The sequence below is a fragment of the Arcobacter arenosus genome, from assembly GCF_005771535.1.
In the GTDB taxonomy this organism is placed as follows: domain Bacteria; phylum Campylobacterota; class Campylobacteria; order Campylobacterales; family Arcobacteraceae; genus Halarcobacter; species Halarcobacter arenosus.
On sequence record NZ_VANU01000011.1, the window covers coordinates 1 to 16,739 of the forward strand.

General features: G+C 25.7%; 14 protein-coding genes and 1 pseudogene. 9 read left to right on the forward strand and 6 right to left on the reverse strand.

Annotated elements, in window-relative coordinates:
* Positions 1-115: 115 nt before the first annotated feature.
* From FDK22_RS15440 to FDK22_RS15455, 4 genes are all read right to left on the reverse strand, one after another.
* A complete protein-coding gene (locus FDK22_RS15440; RefSeq protein WP_138153892.1) occupies positions 116-2,506 on the reverse strand; it encodes a GGDEF domain-containing phosphodiesterase in 2,391 nt (796 codons plus the stop codon).
* Between the two features lie 217 nt (positions 2,507-2,723).
* Complete coding sequence (locus tag FDK22_RS15445) at positions 2,724-3,110, reverse strand: DUF6858 family protein (protein ID WP_138153893.1); 387 nt, start codon at positions 3,108-3,110, stop codon at positions 2,724-2,726.
* 13 nt (positions 3,111-3,123) lie between these two features.
* Positions 3,124-3,672: a hypothetical protein gene (locus tag FDK22_RS15450; protein WP_138153894.1), complete on the reverse strand. Its 549-nt coding sequence runs from the start codon at positions 3,670-3,672 to the stop codon at positions 3,124-3,126.
* Positions 3,673-3,764: 92 nt separating this feature from the next.
* The gene (locus FDK22_RS15455) at positions 3,765-6,917 is read right to left on the reverse strand and encodes a DUF748 domain-containing protein (protein WP_138153895.1); all 3,153 of its coding nucleotides are present in this window, start codon (positions 6,915-6,917) and stop codon (positions 3,765-3,767) included.
* A gap of 114 nt (positions 6,918-7,031) precedes the next feature.
* Between FDK22_RS15455 and dapE the strand changes: the two genes are divergently transcribed.
* From dapE to FDK22_RS15485, 6 genes and pseudogenes are all read left to right on the forward strand, one after another.
* The gene (gene dapE / locus FDK22_RS15460; protein ID WP_138153896.1) at positions 7,032-8,132 is read left to right on the forward strand and encodes a succinyl-diaminopimelate desuccinylase; all 1,101 of its coding nucleotides are present in this window, start codon (positions 7,032-7,034) and stop codon (positions 8,130-8,132) included.
* A gap of 24 nt (positions 8,133-8,156) precedes the next feature.
* Positions 8,157-8,345: pseudogene (locus FDK22_RS15980) on the forward strand (ORF6N domain-containing protein); the annotation flags it as partial.
* Positions 8,342-9,646, forward strand: a complete 1,305-nt coding sequence (locus tag FDK22_RS15470) for an ATP-binding protein (RefSeq protein WP_138153898.1) — start codon at positions 8,342-8,344, stop codon at positions 9,644-9,646. The pseudogene FDK22_RS15980 and the gene FDK22_RS15470, both read left to right, overlap by 4 nt.
* A gap of 132 nt (positions 9,647-9,778) precedes the next feature.
* Positions 9,779-10,135, forward strand: a complete 357-nt coding sequence (locus tag FDK22_RS15475; RefSeq protein WP_138153899.1) for an MmcQ/YjbR family DNA-binding protein — start codon at positions 9,779-9,781, stop codon at positions 10,133-10,135.
* An 11-nt stretch (positions 10,136-10,146) separates the two neighbouring features.
* Positions 10,147-10,608: a DUF2867 domain-containing protein gene (locus tag FDK22_RS15480; RefSeq protein ID WP_171013018.1), complete on the forward strand. Its 462-nt coding sequence runs from the start codon at positions 10,147-10,149 to the stop codon at positions 10,606-10,608.
* Positions 10,609-10,758: 150 nt separating this feature from the next.
* Complete coding sequence (locus FDK22_RS15485) at positions 10,759-12,249, forward strand: ATP-binding cassette domain-containing protein (protein WP_138153901.1); 1,491 nt, start codon at positions 10,759-10,761, stop codon at positions 12,247-12,249.
* 50 nt (positions 12,250-12,299) lie between these two features.
* On the opposite strand, the gene FDK22_RS15490 is transcribed toward FDK22_RS15485, so the two are convergent.
* Positions 12,300-12,719 carry a DoxX family protein gene (locus FDK22_RS15490; RefSeq protein WP_138153902.1) on the reverse strand — a complete coding sequence of 140 codons (420 nt, stop codon included), beginning with the start codon at positions 12,717-12,719 and terminating at the stop codon, positions 12,300-12,302.
* A 114-nt stretch (positions 12,720-12,833) separates the two neighbouring features.
* Between FDK22_RS15490 and mmuM the strand changes: the two genes are divergently transcribed.
* Positions 12,834-13,769: a homocysteine S-methyltransferase gene (gene mmuM, locus FDK22_RS15495; protein ID WP_138153903.1), complete on the forward strand. Its 936-nt coding sequence runs from the start codon at positions 12,834-12,836 to the stop codon at positions 13,767-13,769.
* Here mmuM and FDK22_RS15500 read toward each other — a convergent pair.
* Complete coding sequence (locus FDK22_RS15500) at positions 13,764-15,491, reverse strand: sensor domain-containing diguanylate cyclase (protein WP_138153904.1); 1,728 nt, start codon at positions 15,489-15,491, stop codon at positions 13,764-13,766. The genes mmuM and FDK22_RS15500 overlap by 6 nt on opposite strands.
* Before the next feature lie 86 nt (positions 15,492-15,577).
* Between FDK22_RS15500 and FDK22_RS15505 the strand changes: the two genes are divergently transcribed.
* Both FDK22_RS15505 and FDK22_RS15510 read left to right on the forward strand, forming a co-directional pair.
* Positions 15,578-16,210 carry a hypothetical protein gene (locus FDK22_RS15505; RefSeq protein WP_138153905.1) on the forward strand — a complete coding sequence of 211 codons (633 nt, stop codon included), beginning with the start codon at positions 15,578-15,580 and terminating at the stop codon, positions 16,208-16,210.
* A gap of 58 nt (positions 16,211-16,268) precedes the next feature.
* A complete protein-coding gene (locus FDK22_RS15510) occupies positions 16,269-16,616 on the forward strand; it encodes a zinc ribbon domain-containing protein YjdM (protein ID WP_138153906.1) in 348 nt (115 codons plus the stop codon).
* Positions 16,617-16,739: the final 123 nt, after the last annotated feature.

Consider the following 16,739-nt stretch of genomic DNA (forward strand, 5'->3'; position numbering starts at 1 on the left):
GTTTATTCTTTATGATTTTTTCTTGTGTATGTAGATTCATTTTAATTTCTCCTAAATCTATTATCTAGGAGAAATTGTACTTTATTTTTTAGTAAATTGTCAGATTAAGTCTTAACTAGTACACTTTATTCGTGTTTATATTTTTTAGATTTTCAAGGGGTGCACTAAATAAGTATCCTTGTGAGTAATCTATTCCTAACTCTTGTACTTTTTTTAAGATTGATTCATTTTCAACAAATTCTGCAATTGTTTTCATCCCCAAATCTTTTGCAAAATTTACTATATTTTTGCATACTTTTTCACTAAGAATATCTTTATCAATATTTTTTATTAAAGAACCATCTATTTTTATATAATCTGCTTTAAGTTTTAAAAGATATTCAAAATTACTATAACCAGTACCAAAATCATCAATAGCAATTCTACATCCAAAAGATTTAACTTTTTTAATAAAATCTAAAACAATTTCAAAGTTTTCAATAGATTCAGATTCAACTATTTCAAAAACAATTTTTTTGCCAATTTGAGAGTCTGATAATATTTTATAAATAAACTCTTTTATTTCATTGTTTAAAATATCTTCAATTGTTAGATTTATCGAAAAATTATATTCAAGATTTTTGAACTTTTGTATGGTTTTTTCTATCATTATCTTAGTAATTTGATTATAAAATTTAGTTTTCTTTGAAATTTCTAGAAAAAAGTATGGTGATATTAATTTATCTTCTTTTCTAATTCTAACTAAAGCCTCATACTTTTCAGCCTTTAAAGTTTGGTTATTTATAATTGGTTGGTATACAGCTAGTATATTGTCTTTTTCTATGGCATCTTTAATTGATTTAGTCCATTTTATATTGTTTTCATACTCTTTGTCTAAAGAGATTTCATCTTTATAAACTAAAATATCTTCATTTTGTTGTTTTGCAATCTTAATAGACATCGTTGCAGTATTTAAAATTCTATCTCTTTGTTCAAAGGAGATACCCATAGTAAAATTTAAATTTATAAAATCTTCATTATCTATATAAAAATTTTCTTTTTTTAGTTGAGCATTTATGGATTCAATTTTTTCTAAAAATAAATCAGGATTTATATCTTCATAAAAAATTACAAACTCATCACTATGTAAACGATAGAGGTTACAGCAATTAGAACCTTTTATAAAGTTTAGTTTTTCTGCAAATTTTTTAAGGATTTCATCTCCAATTATGTATCCATAAAAATCATTTACTTCTGAAAATCTATCGATATTTATAATGGCAAGTGCAGGTTTAGTACTTTTGTTTATATCATTTATAAGTTTATATCTATTTCCTAAATTTGTTAAAATATCAGTATTTACAATGCTATCTAATTTTTCTTGTTGTTCAATGGTTTTGGTTACATCATGTCTTATACCAATATATTCAATAATTTCGTTTTTATCATCAAGGATAGGTACGATTGTAATATCTACCCAATAGTAATCTCCACTTTTAGTAATATTTTTTAATGTTTTTTTCCAAACTTTTTTTGATTTAATTGTTGTCCACATCTCTTTAAAAATTGACTTTGGATTATCAGGATGTCTAATTATACTATGGGGTTTGCCAATTAATTCCTCTTTTGTATATCCACTTATCTTACATAAGTTTTCATTTACATAAGTTATTTTCCCTGTTAAATCTGACTTTGAGACAATACTTGATTTATCCATGGCAACTTTGTAGTTTTCAAATAAAGATATAGTCCTTTTTAATTCATATTCAATCTCTTTTATTTGACTTATATCTTGAACTGTTCCAACAGATTTGTATGGATTACCATCTTTGTCAAAGTAGTTATCACATTTTTCTTCAACATATTTTATTCTTCCATCTTTCATTTTTAGTCTATGTTGAATAGAGTAAGATTTTCTTGTTTTAAGTGAGTTCAAATATGCATTATTTACCATCTCTTTATCATCTGGATGAATTACATTTAAAAAATTTTCATAAGAGGGTTCAAAATTTGATTTATCTATTTCAAAAATTTTATATATTTGATCAGACCAAAAAAGATTATTATTCATAATATCATATTCCCAGTTACCAATATTTGCTAACCTTTGAGCTGTATTCATTTTATCTGTTATTTCAACTTCTCTTGTAACATCTTTTTGAATACCTAAAAAAAATTGTAATACATTGTTTTTATCAAAAATTGGAGTTATTGTTAATTCACAGTGAACAATTTCACCATTTTTTTTCTGATTTTTTACAATTGTCGTGATTGCTTTTTGTTTTTTTATTGCCTCTCTTATTTCATCTATTGCTTTTTGTTCTCTATTGGTAGTTTGCAAAAATCTACAATTTCTACCTAAAACTTCATCCTTAGTATAATCAAACATTTTATAGAAACTTTTATTTGCATAGATTATGGGATTGTCAGGTTTTTTTGGATCAGTAATTAGCATTCCATTTACTGCTTGATCTATTATTTCTGAGAGAAATATATTTAAGTTTTCATCTAAATAATCAACTCCCATAAATATCCTTCAACTTTTTATAATTTCATTACATTAGTTTAACATAATTTTTTTATAATTTTCAAGTTAAAAAAACTTTTTATTTAATAAAATTATTTTTTTATTAGATATATTGTAATTTAATATTCTTAATGAGTTTTATATTATTATTTAAAATATTAATTATTTTTTTATATTTAGTAGTAAGAATTAATAATAAAAAAAAGACTAGTTAAAACTAGTCTTTTAATGATTTAATCATTTCTTCCATGATTATATTTGCTTGTTCATTTGGCGCTTCCAAAAAGTTTACTACAAAAGAGTCTTCTAATTCACAAACACCTATTGCCCTTGGTCTTACAGCTAAAACCTCAGGAGTTGGTATCTCTTTACCAAAACAAAATATAATGTTTTTTGCATCTTTTATATCTTCTCTTATAACTCCATCTACTCTTTTTGTTTGTGAAAACTGATCAAATGTTGAAATATAAGCTATTACAGGATGCGCATCAATTTTATCTTTTAGAGCCGCTAATATCTCATTTACATTTTTAAATTTTAATTCATTTTTTGAAAATTCAATCTCAAAAATATGGTATTTATCTTTAAATATTTTTTGTTTCATTTAATTTCCTTTTTTAGTTTTTTAATGTTATAAACGATTTTATGACACAATCCATTCTCTCTGGAATATCACTTGTATCCATATTCATATAATCAGTTTGTATCTTATAAATTAGTTTATTGTCAAGTTTAAATTCAAAGACTAGATAACCTGCATAAAGTTTACACTTTGTTCCTTTTTTACCCTTATCTTCTTTATCATTTTCAAGTATATAATAATCAATTAAAAGTTTTTGTTCTTTTTCTTCTTTTGTTTTTAAATATCTACTTATACTTTTATTTAAATATTCATTTGCTTTCTCTTCACATATATGTTTATCAATTTGTGATTCCATATATACAGATTTTTCAATTCTAGATTTTATAATATAATTAGAACTTTCAAGAAGTTTAATAGCTTCTTGTGCAAGTTGTTTATTGGCTATTTTTTCAAAAGTTGTAGTTTTTGTTTGACAACTTAATCTTTTTTGTTTTTTTATAGGATCATTTGATTCCTTAGTTACTATCCCATAAGTAAAAAATCCAATAATAAAAATTAACAGTAAGATAAAAAATTTATTCATAGTATTCCATTTATTTTAAATTTAATAGAATACTAACCTAATAATTATTATAAGTAAATTAAATAAATATATTATAACTTAAACTAATAATTCTATTTTGTGGAAACATCAAAGTTAAACACAGCCCATTTATTTTTCTCATCTTCTTGTTTTGTAATATCATCTATAATAATAGATTCTTTTGAAACTTGTTTTATATTAAATAAGTAGTTTTTGATATTATCAATTCTTTTTTCTGTAATTGAAATCAACTCTTTTTCTGAAACATTTTGTTTAGAAGCAAGAAAACTTCTTAGGTATTCTGTATATCTATCAGTTTCAAAATACTCTTTTCCATTTTTGTCTTTTTTATAATATGTTTCTTTTATTTTATCTAATTCTTTTACATCTTTTAATTCATTATAAAACTCTTCTAAAGCTTCTTTATAATCATCCCCTTGAGGTATTTTTTCCATTCTTTTTAAAACAAACTGTTCAAATTTTATATCTTGAAGTGCTTTTTTGTCTTTTTGAGGGTTATAAATTGGTTTTATTTTTATTGCGAGTTTTGGTTTTTTTGCTAAAAGTTTTGCAATACTATCTAAAGTCTCTTTTTCAGAAGGGATAATATCGCTTTTACCAAACTCAAAATCCATACTTTTTATTTTTTCTTCATCAATTCCTAACATAGCTCCAAGTAATGCAAATGGTGAAGTTATTGCTTTTACAATTAAATTTGTAAATACTTTCCAGACAATAGGTGCAATTGAGAATTGAGGGTCATCAACATTTCCTGAGATAGGTAAATCAATATCTATAATTCCATCTGAATCTTCTAATAGGGCAATTGCAAGTTCCAATGGAAGATTTACTGCATCAGGACTTTCAACTTTTTCACCTAATTTAATATCACTTATAATAACAGAGTTTTGTGCACTTAAATCAGATTTTTTGATATTGTATTTTAAATCTAAATTTAATTTCCCACTATCAATTTTTCTTCCTACAAATTTACCTGAGTAAGGTGTAAAGTTTTTAATTGCAATATTTTTAAATAATAAATTTGTATCTGTTAGTAATTTAATATCATTTATATCTACAGTTCCAACAATTTTTGTATAACCATATTTATCAACTTTTCCTTCTAATTGAAGTTTTGTAGGTTTTGAATTACTTGAGTTTAGTCTTGAAAAACTACCTTCTAATTCATCTATATTTGTTTTAAATGGGATTGGAAGATTTTTATCTTCAAAAGTCATTTTCATATTTTGTATTTTTACTGGACCTACATCAAATTTAAAATCACTTTTTTGTTTTGAAACTTTTTTTACTGTTTTTTCTTCAACTTCTTTCTCTTTTGATTCCTCTTTTTTTCCAAGTGTAATTGATACATAGGGTTTATTTATATTTGAAGATTGAATTTTTAAATTATTGTTATCAAAAGAGATTTTGTTTACATTTATATTAATGTTTTTTGCAACAATATTTTGATTGTTTTTGTTATCAACTAAATAAACTGATGGTTTAGCTAATCTAATTGTTTTAATATTTAGTTTTTCCTCTTTTAGCGTTGTATTAAAAGCACTTAGATTTAGGCTTTTTGTTGTGACATTCATTTTACTTTTTTTATCATTGAATTTAATAGTTGGAATAGTTAATCTTGTTTCATCAAGTGATATATCATTTCCCTTTAGGCTAAAGTTTTTAGCTGTCATTGTATTTGAATTAGCCACAACATTTATAGAGTTTTTCTTGTCTAAAAAATAGATAGATGGGTTTGTTAATTTAATATCTGAAATATTTATATTCTCATTCTCTTTGTTGATTTTACTAATATATAAATCAGTTTTTTTACTAAAAATAGTGTTTTTATTTTTTAAATCTTCAAAATCTAAAGCACTATTTTTTATGTTTATTTCATCAAGTAAGATATTTGAGTTTGTAAAAGAAAAATTGTTTGCATCTATTTCCAACTCTTTATTTAAAATTGATAAATTGTTTTTATTATCATTGATTGTAATAGTTGGTTTTGACAAAGATAACTTTGCAAGGGTAATGTCATCACCATCAATATTTAAATCTTTTAATGCAATATTTAAATCATTTGTTTTTGTAAAAAGTTTATTTGATAAATCGTCAAATTTTATATTTGATTTTTTTAAATCAAAGTTTTTTAAAGAGATAATCCATTTTTTACTCTCTTCTTGTGAATCATTTGTTTCTATTTCATTGTTTTTAACTTCTACAACGTTTTTTTCATCATTTACAATTAAATTTGCAAAGTTAATTTCACCTTTTTCATCTATTATGGCATTTAGATTTAATTGATTTAAAGCTATTGTATCTATATCAATATTGTTTTTTGGGTATTGAAGGTTTATATTATCAATTACAAAATTTTCTAAAGAAGTTAGTGTTTTTTCATCTTTTGAAATATTAAGTTTATTTAATGCTAGATAACCATCATTTAAAATCACATCTAATTTATTTTCAGTATCAACTTTATAACCTATTTTTAGATTAATAAAAGAGTCCTCATTTAGGTCAAAATTTACCAAATCTTTTTTATAGTCTAAAAACTCTTTTGGTCTAATATTTCTTAGTTCTATATTTCCATACATTTTAAATGGAGCAAGTTTTAAGCCTCCATTTATCTCTAATTCACTGTTTTGATTAATCAACATTCTTAAAGAGTGTGAAGCTAAAATATTTCTAAATGTACCCATATCATAAAATGTATAATCAAATTTACTAATATTTAATTTATATGGCTCATCCTCTTCATTTAATTTTGTAAAATTAATAGTTGCATTCTCTAAAATAGTTCTATATATCTGAAACTTTATATCTGAACTAGCAGTTTTTGTTTCCTCTTTAGTTTTTTCCTCTTCTTTCTCTTTTAAAAGTTTTTGTAGGTTAAAAGTTCCATCTTCATATTCAATAATATTTACATAGGGATTGACAAGTTTTAAATCTTTAAAAGCTATATGAAGTTCATCAATTGACCTTAAAACAGCAAAATCAACATAAATATTATCTATTTTTGCTGTAGTCTCTTTTTCGTTGTAAATTTCTAAGTTTTGTAAAGATAATTTTAATAAAAAAGGATTAAATTCAATTTTTTCTAATTTAGCTTTTTGGGTAAGGTTTTCATTTAAAATCTTTTGAATTTGTGGCTTTAGTAATTTTGGTACAGCTACAAATCCAACAATAGCATATATTGCAACAATGGATATAAGGGTTATATAGATACTATTTTTTTTCATAATTAATCCTTTGGTTTATTCCTTAATATAGTCCTAATTTTCTTCATTATTTTCTCTATTATAACAAAATAATATTAACTTGGCTAAAATCACACCAACTAAAAGGAACAATTAATGACAGTTATAGAGTTATTTCAAAAGCTATTAAAATTTAAATCTGTTACACCTGATGATGATGGTGCATTTGATTTTATTGCTGAGTATCTTGGAGATACTTGGGAGTGTATCAGTGTTGATATGGAAGGTGTTAAAAATAGATTTTATTATAAAAAATTTAATGAAAATCCACAACATTTATGTTTTGCAGGACATATTGATGTGGTACCACCAGGACAAGGTTGGGATGTAGACCCCTTTGCTGCAGATATCATTGATGGTGTTATAACAGCAAGAGGAACACAAGATATGAAAAGTGGAGATGCTGCTTTTTTATATGCTTGTAAACATGCTGTTGATTTTGATGGGACATTAAGTATTCTAATGACAAGTGACGAAGAGGGTGAGGGTACATATGGAACCATCAAAATGCTTGAACACTTAAAAGAGATTGATTTTATTCCACAATATGCGGTTGTAGCAGAGCCAACTTGCGAAGAGATTTTTGGAGATGCCATTAAAGTAGGGCGTAGAGGAAGTATCAATGGATATATTACAATTAAAGGTAAACAAGGACATGCTGCATACCCTGAAAAATGTATAAATCCGGTTCACAACTTCGCTCACATTTTACCTCAAATTGCTGGATATAATTTAGATAATGGAGATGAATATTTCGCTCCAAGTAAAATGGTTATCACAGATATAAGAGGTGGTATGGAAGTTACAAATGTAACTCCAAATGAACTAAAACTTATGTTCAATGTAAGAAACTCTACAAATACTACAAGAGAATCAGTTGAAGAGTTTATCCATGAAAAACTAAATGGTTTAGAATATGACTTTAGAACAACTCAAGGTTCTTTTCCATTTGTTACAAATAAAGAATCAAAAGTGGTAAAAGCTATGGAAGATTCAATTCAAAAGGTTTTAGGACTAAAAACAAAACATTCAACTCACGGTGGAACTTCTGATGCCAGATATTTTGGTAGCTTTGGGATTGAAGCTATAGAATTTGGAGTGATAAACGATACTATTCACTCTGTTGGTGAAAGAACAACAGTAAAAGAAGTTGAAGGTCTTTGTAAAGTATATGAAGATTTGATTAGAAATTTTTAAACCAAACTCTTCACAAAGGAAGAGTTTGAAGTTTTGCGGTCACAATTTGTGACCACAAAATTTTCTAAAACAAGAACTACACCATACGCTTTTACTGAGCATGGAGTAGCTATGCTTTCATCTGTACTAAAAAGTAAGTATATCTTTACAAATCAAATAAATTATAGTAATATACATTACAGTAACCTATATTACTATAAAGAGATAAGATGAAATTTTATAATAGAGAAAAAGAGTTAGAAAACTTAAAAGATATACAAAAATCTTCCTTGTCTTCTTCAAAGATGACTGTTATAGTTGGTAGAAGAAGGATTGGTAAAACAAAACTTATAAAAGAAGCATATAAAAATAAAGTATATCTTTTTGTATCAAAGAAAAATGAAGCTTTACTTTGTGCTGAGTTTATAGATATTATTGAAAATACTTTAGCTATTAAGGTTTTTGGACAGTTTACATCTTTTAAAAATTTATTTGAGTATCTAATGAACTTATCTATGACAAAGCCCTTTACCTTTGTAATAGATGAGTTTCAAGAGTTTTTACAAATAAATAGTTCTATTTATAGTGATATGCAAAATATTTGGGATGAGTATAAAGATAAATCTAAAATGAATTTAGTTTTAAGTGGTTCTATATATTCACTGATGAAAAAAATATTTGAAGACAAAAAAGAACCTTTGTTTGGTAGGGCAAATAATAAAATTCATCTAAAAAGTTTTACTATAAACACTTTAAAAGAGATCTTAGAAGAAAACTATCCAAAGTATAAAAATAAAGACCTATTATCTTTTTATATATTTACAGGTGGGGTTGCAAAATATGTAGAGATTTTTGTAGAAAAACAAGCTTTTACTTTTGAAAAACAATTAGAAGTAATATTTAGTGATTTTTCACTATTTTTAGAAGAGGGCAAGAATTTACTTGTAGAAGAGTTTGGTAAAGAATACACTACATATTTCTCTATTTTATCTTTAATAGCTAGTTCTAAAACTTCAAGAAGTCAGATTGAATCAGTCCTAGAAAAAAATATTGGTGGATATTTAGACAAATTGGAAAATGATTATACTTTGATAAAAAAGATTAAACCTATCTTTTCTAAAGAGGGTAGTAGGGTTGTCAAATACGAGATAATTGATAACTATTTTAACTTTTGGTTTAGGTTTATTTATAAATATAAAAGTGCTATTGAGATTGAAAATTATGAGTTTGTTAAAGATATAATTAGAAGAGATTTTTCTATGTATAGTGGAAAGTTTTTAGAAAAGTATTTTATTGAAAAATTACAACTTGAAAAAAACTATTCTCAACTAGGAACTTATTGGGAAAAATCAAATCAAAATGAAATAGATATAGTTGCATTAAATGAACTAGAAAAAAAAGTTTTAATAGCAGAAGTGAAATTAAATGCTAAGAAAATAGATATAGATTTGTTAGAAGAAAAATCTAAAAAATTGGAAAAAAACTTTAAAAAATATAAGATACAATATATTGGATATAGTCTAGAAGATATGTAGTTTATATAGAGACAAAAAGAAATAAAATCTCTTTTTTAAAAGAGGAAAAACAAAGGCATTTATAAGTAAAATATCTAGGTAATAATGCGATTGCTTCAACAAACTAAAAAATTAAAAAAGAATTAATAAATAATGAACTTAGAACAAATAGAATCTATATTTATGGCTAAACAAGGTGCAACAAAAGATTTTCCTTTTGGCGATGATACTATTGTCTTTAAAGTTATGGATAAAATGTTTGGTCTTATTAGTTTGAAAAAAACTCCATTAAATATAAATTTAAAATGTGATCCAAATGATGCAATAGCCTATAGAGATATTTATGGGTGCGTAAATCCAGGTTATCATATGAATAAAAAGCATTGGAATACTATAACCTTAGATGGGACTATGAAAGAAGATATAGTAAAAGATATGGTCAATGAATCATATGATTTAATAGTATCTAAACTAACAAAAAAACAAAAAGAAAAGTTACTTTTAAAATAAAGGGTATATGTTTGTCAAGTATAATTTATGATTCAAAAGTATTAGAATATATTGATAGAGTAGATTATACTGATAGTTTTGAAACAAAAGTCTCAAGTGGTGAAACTATTAAAGAACTCTATTTAGAACTTGTAAATAGTAAGTCTAAAACAACAGATTTTTTAATGTATATAAGAAATAAAATCATGTCAATATTTGGTGTAAAAACTGTTGATAAAAATATAAATGATGATTTTACAGTTGGAAGTAAAATAGGGTTATTTAAAATATATTACATAAGTGATACAGAGATAATAGCAGGAGAGAAAGATTGGCATTTAGATTTTTGTGTTTCTTTTTTCAAAAAAGATGATAAAGTGATGTTGTCTACCATTGTAAAATATAATAATGGGTTTGGAAAAATTTATATGAATATAATCAAACCTTTTCATAAGCTATTAGTAAAAAATAGTCTAAAAAAGTTAAATAAATGAATGCAATAGAATTTTTAAATAACTATAAAATGAAAAGTGATATACTATCGCATAAATAAAAAAGGAAAAAACAATGAACACTTTACTCTAATTCAAGGGTAAAATCTAACTTATCCTTGATACTAAATATAGATAGTTCAAGGAATTTATATGCAATATCTACAAATAAATAATCTTACTTTTAAATACACAAGCAGTGAAATATTTTCAAATCTTAATTTGAGTTTTGAAAAGGGTTGGAGCTGTTTAGTTGGTTCAAATGGTTCAGGGAAAACCACACTTTTTAAACTTATTGCTAAAATTTTAAAACCCCAAGAGGGAAATATCGTTGGCAATGAATTGGTCTATTATTGTGAACAAGAACTTCATGAAAAACCAAATGGTTTTGAAGAGTTTCTTTATACATACAATACAAAAACATTTAAGCTAAAAGAGTTGCTTCACATAGAAGAGGAGTGGTTTTATAGGTGGGAAACTCTAAGTTTCGGCGAGCGAAAACGCATACAAATAGCCATTGCTCTTTTTTTAGAGCCTGATGTTTTATTGCTTGATGAACCAAGTAATCATCTGGATATAAAAACAAAAGAGATATTGATAAAGAGTTTGAAAAACTTTAAAGGCATTGGTATTTTAATAAGCCATGACAGAGAACTTTTGAACTCTTTGTGTAATAACACAGTTATTATAAAAAATAAAAAAATCTATAACTATAAAACCACTTTCCAAAAGGCAATAGAAGAGTTAGATTTATATTTTAACTTTTTGCAAAAAGAGAATGAAAATATAAACAGTAAAGTGAAAAAATTGCAAAACAATATTCAAGTACAAAAAGAGAAAGTATCCCAATCAAAAAGCAGATTGTCCAAAAAAAATATAGATACAAAAGATAAAAGTCTAAAAGAGAAAATAAACTTAGCAAAACTTACAGGAAAAGATAAGTCTGATTCAAAACTTGTGACAAGTTTTTCTAAAAAAGCCCAAGAGTTGTCCTCTAAAAAAAATGAAATAGAAAAAAGTTTTGACAAAGGTATTTCAATAAAAGATGAAAAGAGTAAAAAAGAGAACTTCTCTTTTCTTTTGCAAAAAGGTCAATTACATTTAGGTGAAAAAAAGATTTTAAAATATGAAAATCTATCTTTGAATAAAGGTGACAAAATAGCCATAATAGGTGATAATGGCGTAGGGAAAAGCAGTTTTTTAAAGCTACTTATTTCAAAAATAACACCCCTTAAAAGCTATTTATATCTTCCCCAAGAGATAGATTTAAAACAAAAAGAAAATCTTTTTGAAGCAATAAAGAGTTTGAACAATGAAAAAAAAGGTGAACTTTTTACTCTTATTCAAAGGTTATCTTCAAATCCTAAAAATCTTTTAAACAATGAAAATACAAGTTCTGGAGAGCTTAGAAAACTTTTTATTGCAAAGGCTTTATTGGATAATATACAACTTATAATATTAGATGAACCAACCAATCATATGGATCTAGATTCTATACAATCTTTAGAACAAGCTTTAAAAGAGTATCAAAACACTCTAATAGTTGTAAGTCATGATAAAACTTTTATAAAAAATATAAATACGAGAATTTACTCTATCACAAAAGGTATAGATGATTTTTATGAGTTAAAGGAACAAATCTGAAGATAAGGATTATATAAAAAAGATTTTAAAAGTGATTTCCTTAGGAGAAATCACTTCTTATCTATACTATATTTGCCAGCTCCAATAAACATCAATGCAATGGCACATAACATATAAAGTAATGGTAATTCGATAACTAATCCACCTGTTTTATCATTTATTTGTAATAAATCAGAAAAGTGAACTAAATAAATAGCAAATCCCATCGTTACTGCAAATATTAAACTACTAATTCTAGTGTATAATCCAATAATTATTAGTAAAGGAACAATAATCTCACCTAAATATACACCATAAGCTAAAAAAGCTGGAAAGCCTGATTTTACAACTAAAGCTTCAATTCCACTAATACCAAACATGGCTTTTTTATAACCATGAAATATCATTAAAAATCCTAGTGCAACTCTTAAAATTAATTTACCTAAATCGGCACTTAGAACTCGTCCTAAATAGTTTTCTAAACTGTTCATTGTTAAACTCCTTCATAACATCGAATTATAGTGCAAATAAGTTTATATTACTACTAATTAGTATGAAACTAAATAAAAAAGTTGTATAATTTCAAAAAAATAAAAGAAGTAGAAATGAACATATTTAAAGAACTTTTAGAAAAACAAAAAGCAATAATACTTGATGGAGCTTTAGGTACTCAAGTTCAGAAAAACGGTTATGATGTAAATGATTCATTGTGGTCTGCAAAGTTTTTAGATGAAAATCCAGAGGTTATAAAAGAGGTACATAGACAATACTTAGAAGCAGGAGCAGACTGTATAATTACCTCTTCATATCAAGCAAGTATTGAAGGTTTTTTAGAAAAAGGTTTTAGTGAAGAAAAAGCTGTTGATCTTATAAAACTTTCAATCAATATTGCAAAAGAGGAAAGGGATATCTTCTGGGCAAACTTAGAAGATAAAAATAAAAGAATAAAACCACTTGTAGCAGCTTCAATTGGACCATATGGAGCCTATTTAGCCGACGGTTCTGAGTATACTGGAGATTATGGGATAGGTGATGAAGAACTAAAACAATTTCATAAAAAGAGGTTGGAAATTATACTTGAAACTTCACCTGATTTACTTGCAATTGAAACTATTCCTATATTAAAAGAGGTAAAAATAATTTGTGAACTTTTAAAGGAATTGAAAAAAATACCAACGTGGGTTACCTTTAGTGCAAAAAACGAAAGTACTACAAATGGAGGTGATGATATAAAAGAGTGTATGAAATTTTTAGAAAATCAAGATTGTGTAAGTGCTGTTGGAATAAACTGCACAGCCCCTCAATATATTCCAAAACTTATTGAAAATATAAAATCAGTTAGTTCTAAACCAATAGTAGTTTATCCAAATGGAGGCTCTAAATATAATCCTATACTAAAGGTGTGGGAAAAAGGTGAGATAAGTGCACTTGAGTATTCAAAACTTTCTCTTTTGTGGTTTCAAAAAGGAGCTAAAATAATAGGTGGCTGTTGTGAAACATCTCCAGAAGAGATTTTAAATATTAGGGAAAGATTATTATAAAGAAACCACTTGGTTTCTTCCCTCTTTTTTTGCTTTATATAAGGCTTCATCAGCACGATTTATAACAGTTTCAATATTTTTATCATTTATAAAATCAATTTGAGTAACACCTAGACTAATTGTAAATGTTATTGTTATCTCTTCCTCTATTTCAACTGTAGTATCTTCTACTTTTTTACGAATCTTTTCACTATAAACGCTTGCACCACGAATAGAAGTATTTGGTAGTAACATTATAAACTCTTCACCTCCATATCTACAAGTTATATCTGATTCTCTTTTAAGTCTAAATAGAGTTTTCGCCAGTTTTATAATAACTCTATCTCCTATACTATGACCATAGGTATCATTTATATTTTTAAAGTTATCAATATCAATCATAACAATAGATAAAGGTTTAAAATCTCTATGGGAAATTTTAAATAAATTATTTGAAACTTCTGAAAAGTATCTTCTATTATATAGTTTAGTAAGAGGGTCTGTTTGATTTTGGAATTCAAGTTTATTTTGTAAAATATCAAGCTCTTTTGTTGAAACATTTATTAAGTGAGAAAGTGCTTGTAAAGTAAGTTTAGAATGCTTTAAAGCTTGAAACTCAACTCTATTTTGCTTACATATTGATGATTCGCTTAATGCAAGTACAGTCATACTTTGATTTAAAAGTAATTTACTTCTTCCACAACTAAAAAATTCTCCATATGTATAAAATCCACTAGATGGGGCAATTTTGTTATAAACTGATGTTTCAGATTCAATAGCTTCTGGAATAAATCTACGTCTTGCCATGCAAGAATAGATAAAAATTGATTCAACACAGGTACCTAAAAGTTTATCCACATGTTTTTGAGTTTCATTAAATATAGAGTCAAAATCTGCACAACCAAATCTAACTTTATCACTTATTTTTAAATTTCCTGCAAAAATCAATGAGCCATCATCTTCCTTCCCTATTACTGCCCTTGCTATATTTAAATCATTGTTTTGAATTATTAGTGGAAACTCTATTCCTACTTTTGGAAGTTTTTCGCTAACAGCTTCACCTAAATAATAATTATATGCTTCCACAGCCGTTTTATCTTCAATTGTGAAAACTCTATTGCCAATTGCATGGGTAATTGTTAGTTTTTTTCCAATTGCTTGCCAATCAAAACTATAATCTGTAAAGATTTTAAGGTTATTAGAATTTAATGCTACACCAACAACTCCATCAAATAAAATTGTATCTTTTGTAAAAACATAGGTTTTTTTAAATTCACTATTATCCCCTGCCAAACCACCGGATATGATAATATTATTGTTAACACTATTTATTCCATTTAAAAAATCTTCACCATTTCCTCTTAACCCATCAATAAAAGATATAATTACTTTAGTATCATCTTTAATTAGAGATTTGGCTAGGTTTTTACCACCTTCAAAATAATCCTTGAATTTGTTGGAAATATATATTTCTAAATTTGTTTTTTCAAAAGTAGTAAAGCTTATAACTGTTTTTTTTGTGGATACTTTTCCATTGCAGATCTCCCCATCTGTAGTTGAGCCTATTAGTGTAGATTTTGGAAAATGTTTTGTAAATATAGATAATAGCTTTTTAATAAACTCAAAGTTGTTTTTGCTAGTAAAAATTTGAATTAACAATTTTTCATCATCACAAATATTTTCTTTTTTAGCAAATTCTAAAAGCTCATGCTCTGAATTAAAGTATGTATTTGTTGTTTTCATAATCAATACTTCAAATTAAGATTTATTTCATTATAACACAATAAATGTTGATGTAAAATATTTTTAAATTTAAAAAAGAGTTTTACATGAATATTGATAAATTGAAAGAATTAGAAGCTGAGTTTTTATACCAATACCCAAAGGGATTTGAAGATTCCCATTTTTTTCCAACAATGAAAAAATTTAATCCAGAAAAATTAGAGTTTTTCACAAAAGACAATCTTAGAAAAGAAGATTTTTCAAATCCAAATTTAGTATTAGAAAACTATTTTAAAGTGATACAAAAATCAGTTTTAGTTTCACTTTTTGATAAACTAAAATTTAAAGATATGTTGTCATCATTAAACTCCTATGAAAAAGATATGTTAAGTATTGAAATTTATGAACTATTGTATGGTAATAAAAAAGAGGGATTTGAGGGATTGGTTGAGTTTTTATCTCAATATAATCTTGCTAAATGGACTATTGTCTCAGTTGTCCCTTATTATATGGATAGACAAAAAAACTATTTTATCAAACCAACTACAACAAAAAATATCATAAAATATCTTGAGATTAAGGATATTGTTTATAAGCCAAAACCAAGTTACGAGTTTTATAAAATTTATAGTGACTATTTAGATGTAATGAAAAAAAATGTTAATAGGTCATTAAGTTTTGATAATGCAGCATTTACAGGCTTTTTAAAAATAGCTATTGAAATTTGTAATGAAGATTAATAAAAGAGTCTAAGTTTTTTATTATATAATACGTTTTATATTATTTTAAAGGAAGTTAATGGAACAATTACCAAATTGCCCAAAATGTGGAAGTGAATATACTTATGAAGATGGAGAGTTATATATCTGTCCTGAGTGTGCTCATGAGTGGTCACAAGATTCTTCACTTGAACTTGATGAAGATGCCTTAATTGTGAAAGATTCAAATGGAACAATATTACAAGATGGTGATGATGTTACTGTTATAAAAGACTTAAAAGTTAAAGGTAGTCAATCAGGTATAAAAGTTGGTACAAAAATAAAAGGTATTAGACTTGTTGAGGGAAATGATGGGCATAATATTGATTGTAAAGTTCCTGGCGTTGGGGCAATTAAATTAAAACAAGAGTTTGTTAAGAAATCTTAATTGTACAAAACTAGACTTGACCTGACACAGCACAATTTCTCCTGAAATTTTTTGTCAGTTATTTCATGACGCCGTATCTTGTGACTCTGTAGGATTATAACCAATCATCTTGACTTTGGCAAG

What these genes read in the sequence shown, in the direction of transcription:
- dapE (WP_138153896.1), top strand. Translation starts at nt 7,032, where the DNA reads ATGACAGTTATAGAGTTATTTCAAAAGCTATTAAAATTTAAATCTGTT.
- FDK22_RS15510 (WP_138153906.1), top strand. Translation starts at nt 16,269, where the DNA reads ATGGAACAATTACCAAATTGCCCAAAATGTGGAAGTGAATATACTTAT.
- FDK22_RS15475 (WP_138153899.1), top strand. Translation starts at nt 9,779, where the DNA reads ATGAACTTAGAACAAATAGAATCTATATTTATGGCTAAACAAGGTGCA.
- FDK22_RS15485 (WP_138153901.1), top strand. Translation starts at nt 10,759, where the DNA reads ATGCAATATCTACAAATAAATAATCTTACTTTTAAATACACAAGCAGT.
- FDK22_RS15440 (WP_138153892.1), bottom strand. Translation starts at nt 2,506, where the DNA reads ATGGGAGTTGATTATTTAGATGAAAACTTAAATATATTTCTCTCAGAA.
- FDK22_RS15450 (WP_138153894.1), bottom strand. Translation starts at nt 3,672, where the DNA reads ATGAATAAATTTTTTATCTTACTGTTAATTTTTATTATTGGATTTTTT.
- FDK22_RS15445 (WP_138153893.1), bottom strand. Translation starts at nt 3,110, where the DNA reads ATGAAACAAAAAATATTTAAAGATAAATACCATATTTTTGAGATTGAA.
- mmuM (WP_138153903.1), top strand. Translation starts at nt 12,834, where the DNA reads ATGAACATATTTAAAGAACTTTTAGAAAAACAAAAAGCAATAATACTT.
- FDK22_RS15500 (WP_138153904.1), bottom strand. Translation starts at nt 15,491, where the DNA reads ATGAAAACAACAAATACATACTTTAATTCAGAGCATGAGCTTTTAGAA.
- FDK22_RS15455 (WP_138153895.1), bottom strand. Translation starts at nt 6,917, where the DNA reads ATGAAAAAAAATAGTATCTATATAACCCTTATATCCATTGTTGCAATA.
- FDK22_RS15490 (WP_138153902.1), bottom strand. Translation starts at nt 12,719, where the DNA reads ATGAACAGTTTAGAAAACTATTTAGGACGAGTTCTAAGTGCCGATTTA.
- FDK22_RS15505 (WP_138153905.1), top strand. Translation starts at nt 15,578, where the DNA reads ATGAATATTGATAAATTGAAAGAATTAGAAGCTGAGTTTTTATACCAA.
- FDK22_RS15470 (WP_138153898.1), top strand. Translation starts at nt 8,342, where the DNA reads ATGAAATTTTATAATAGAGAAAAAGAGTTAGAAAACTTAAAAGATATA.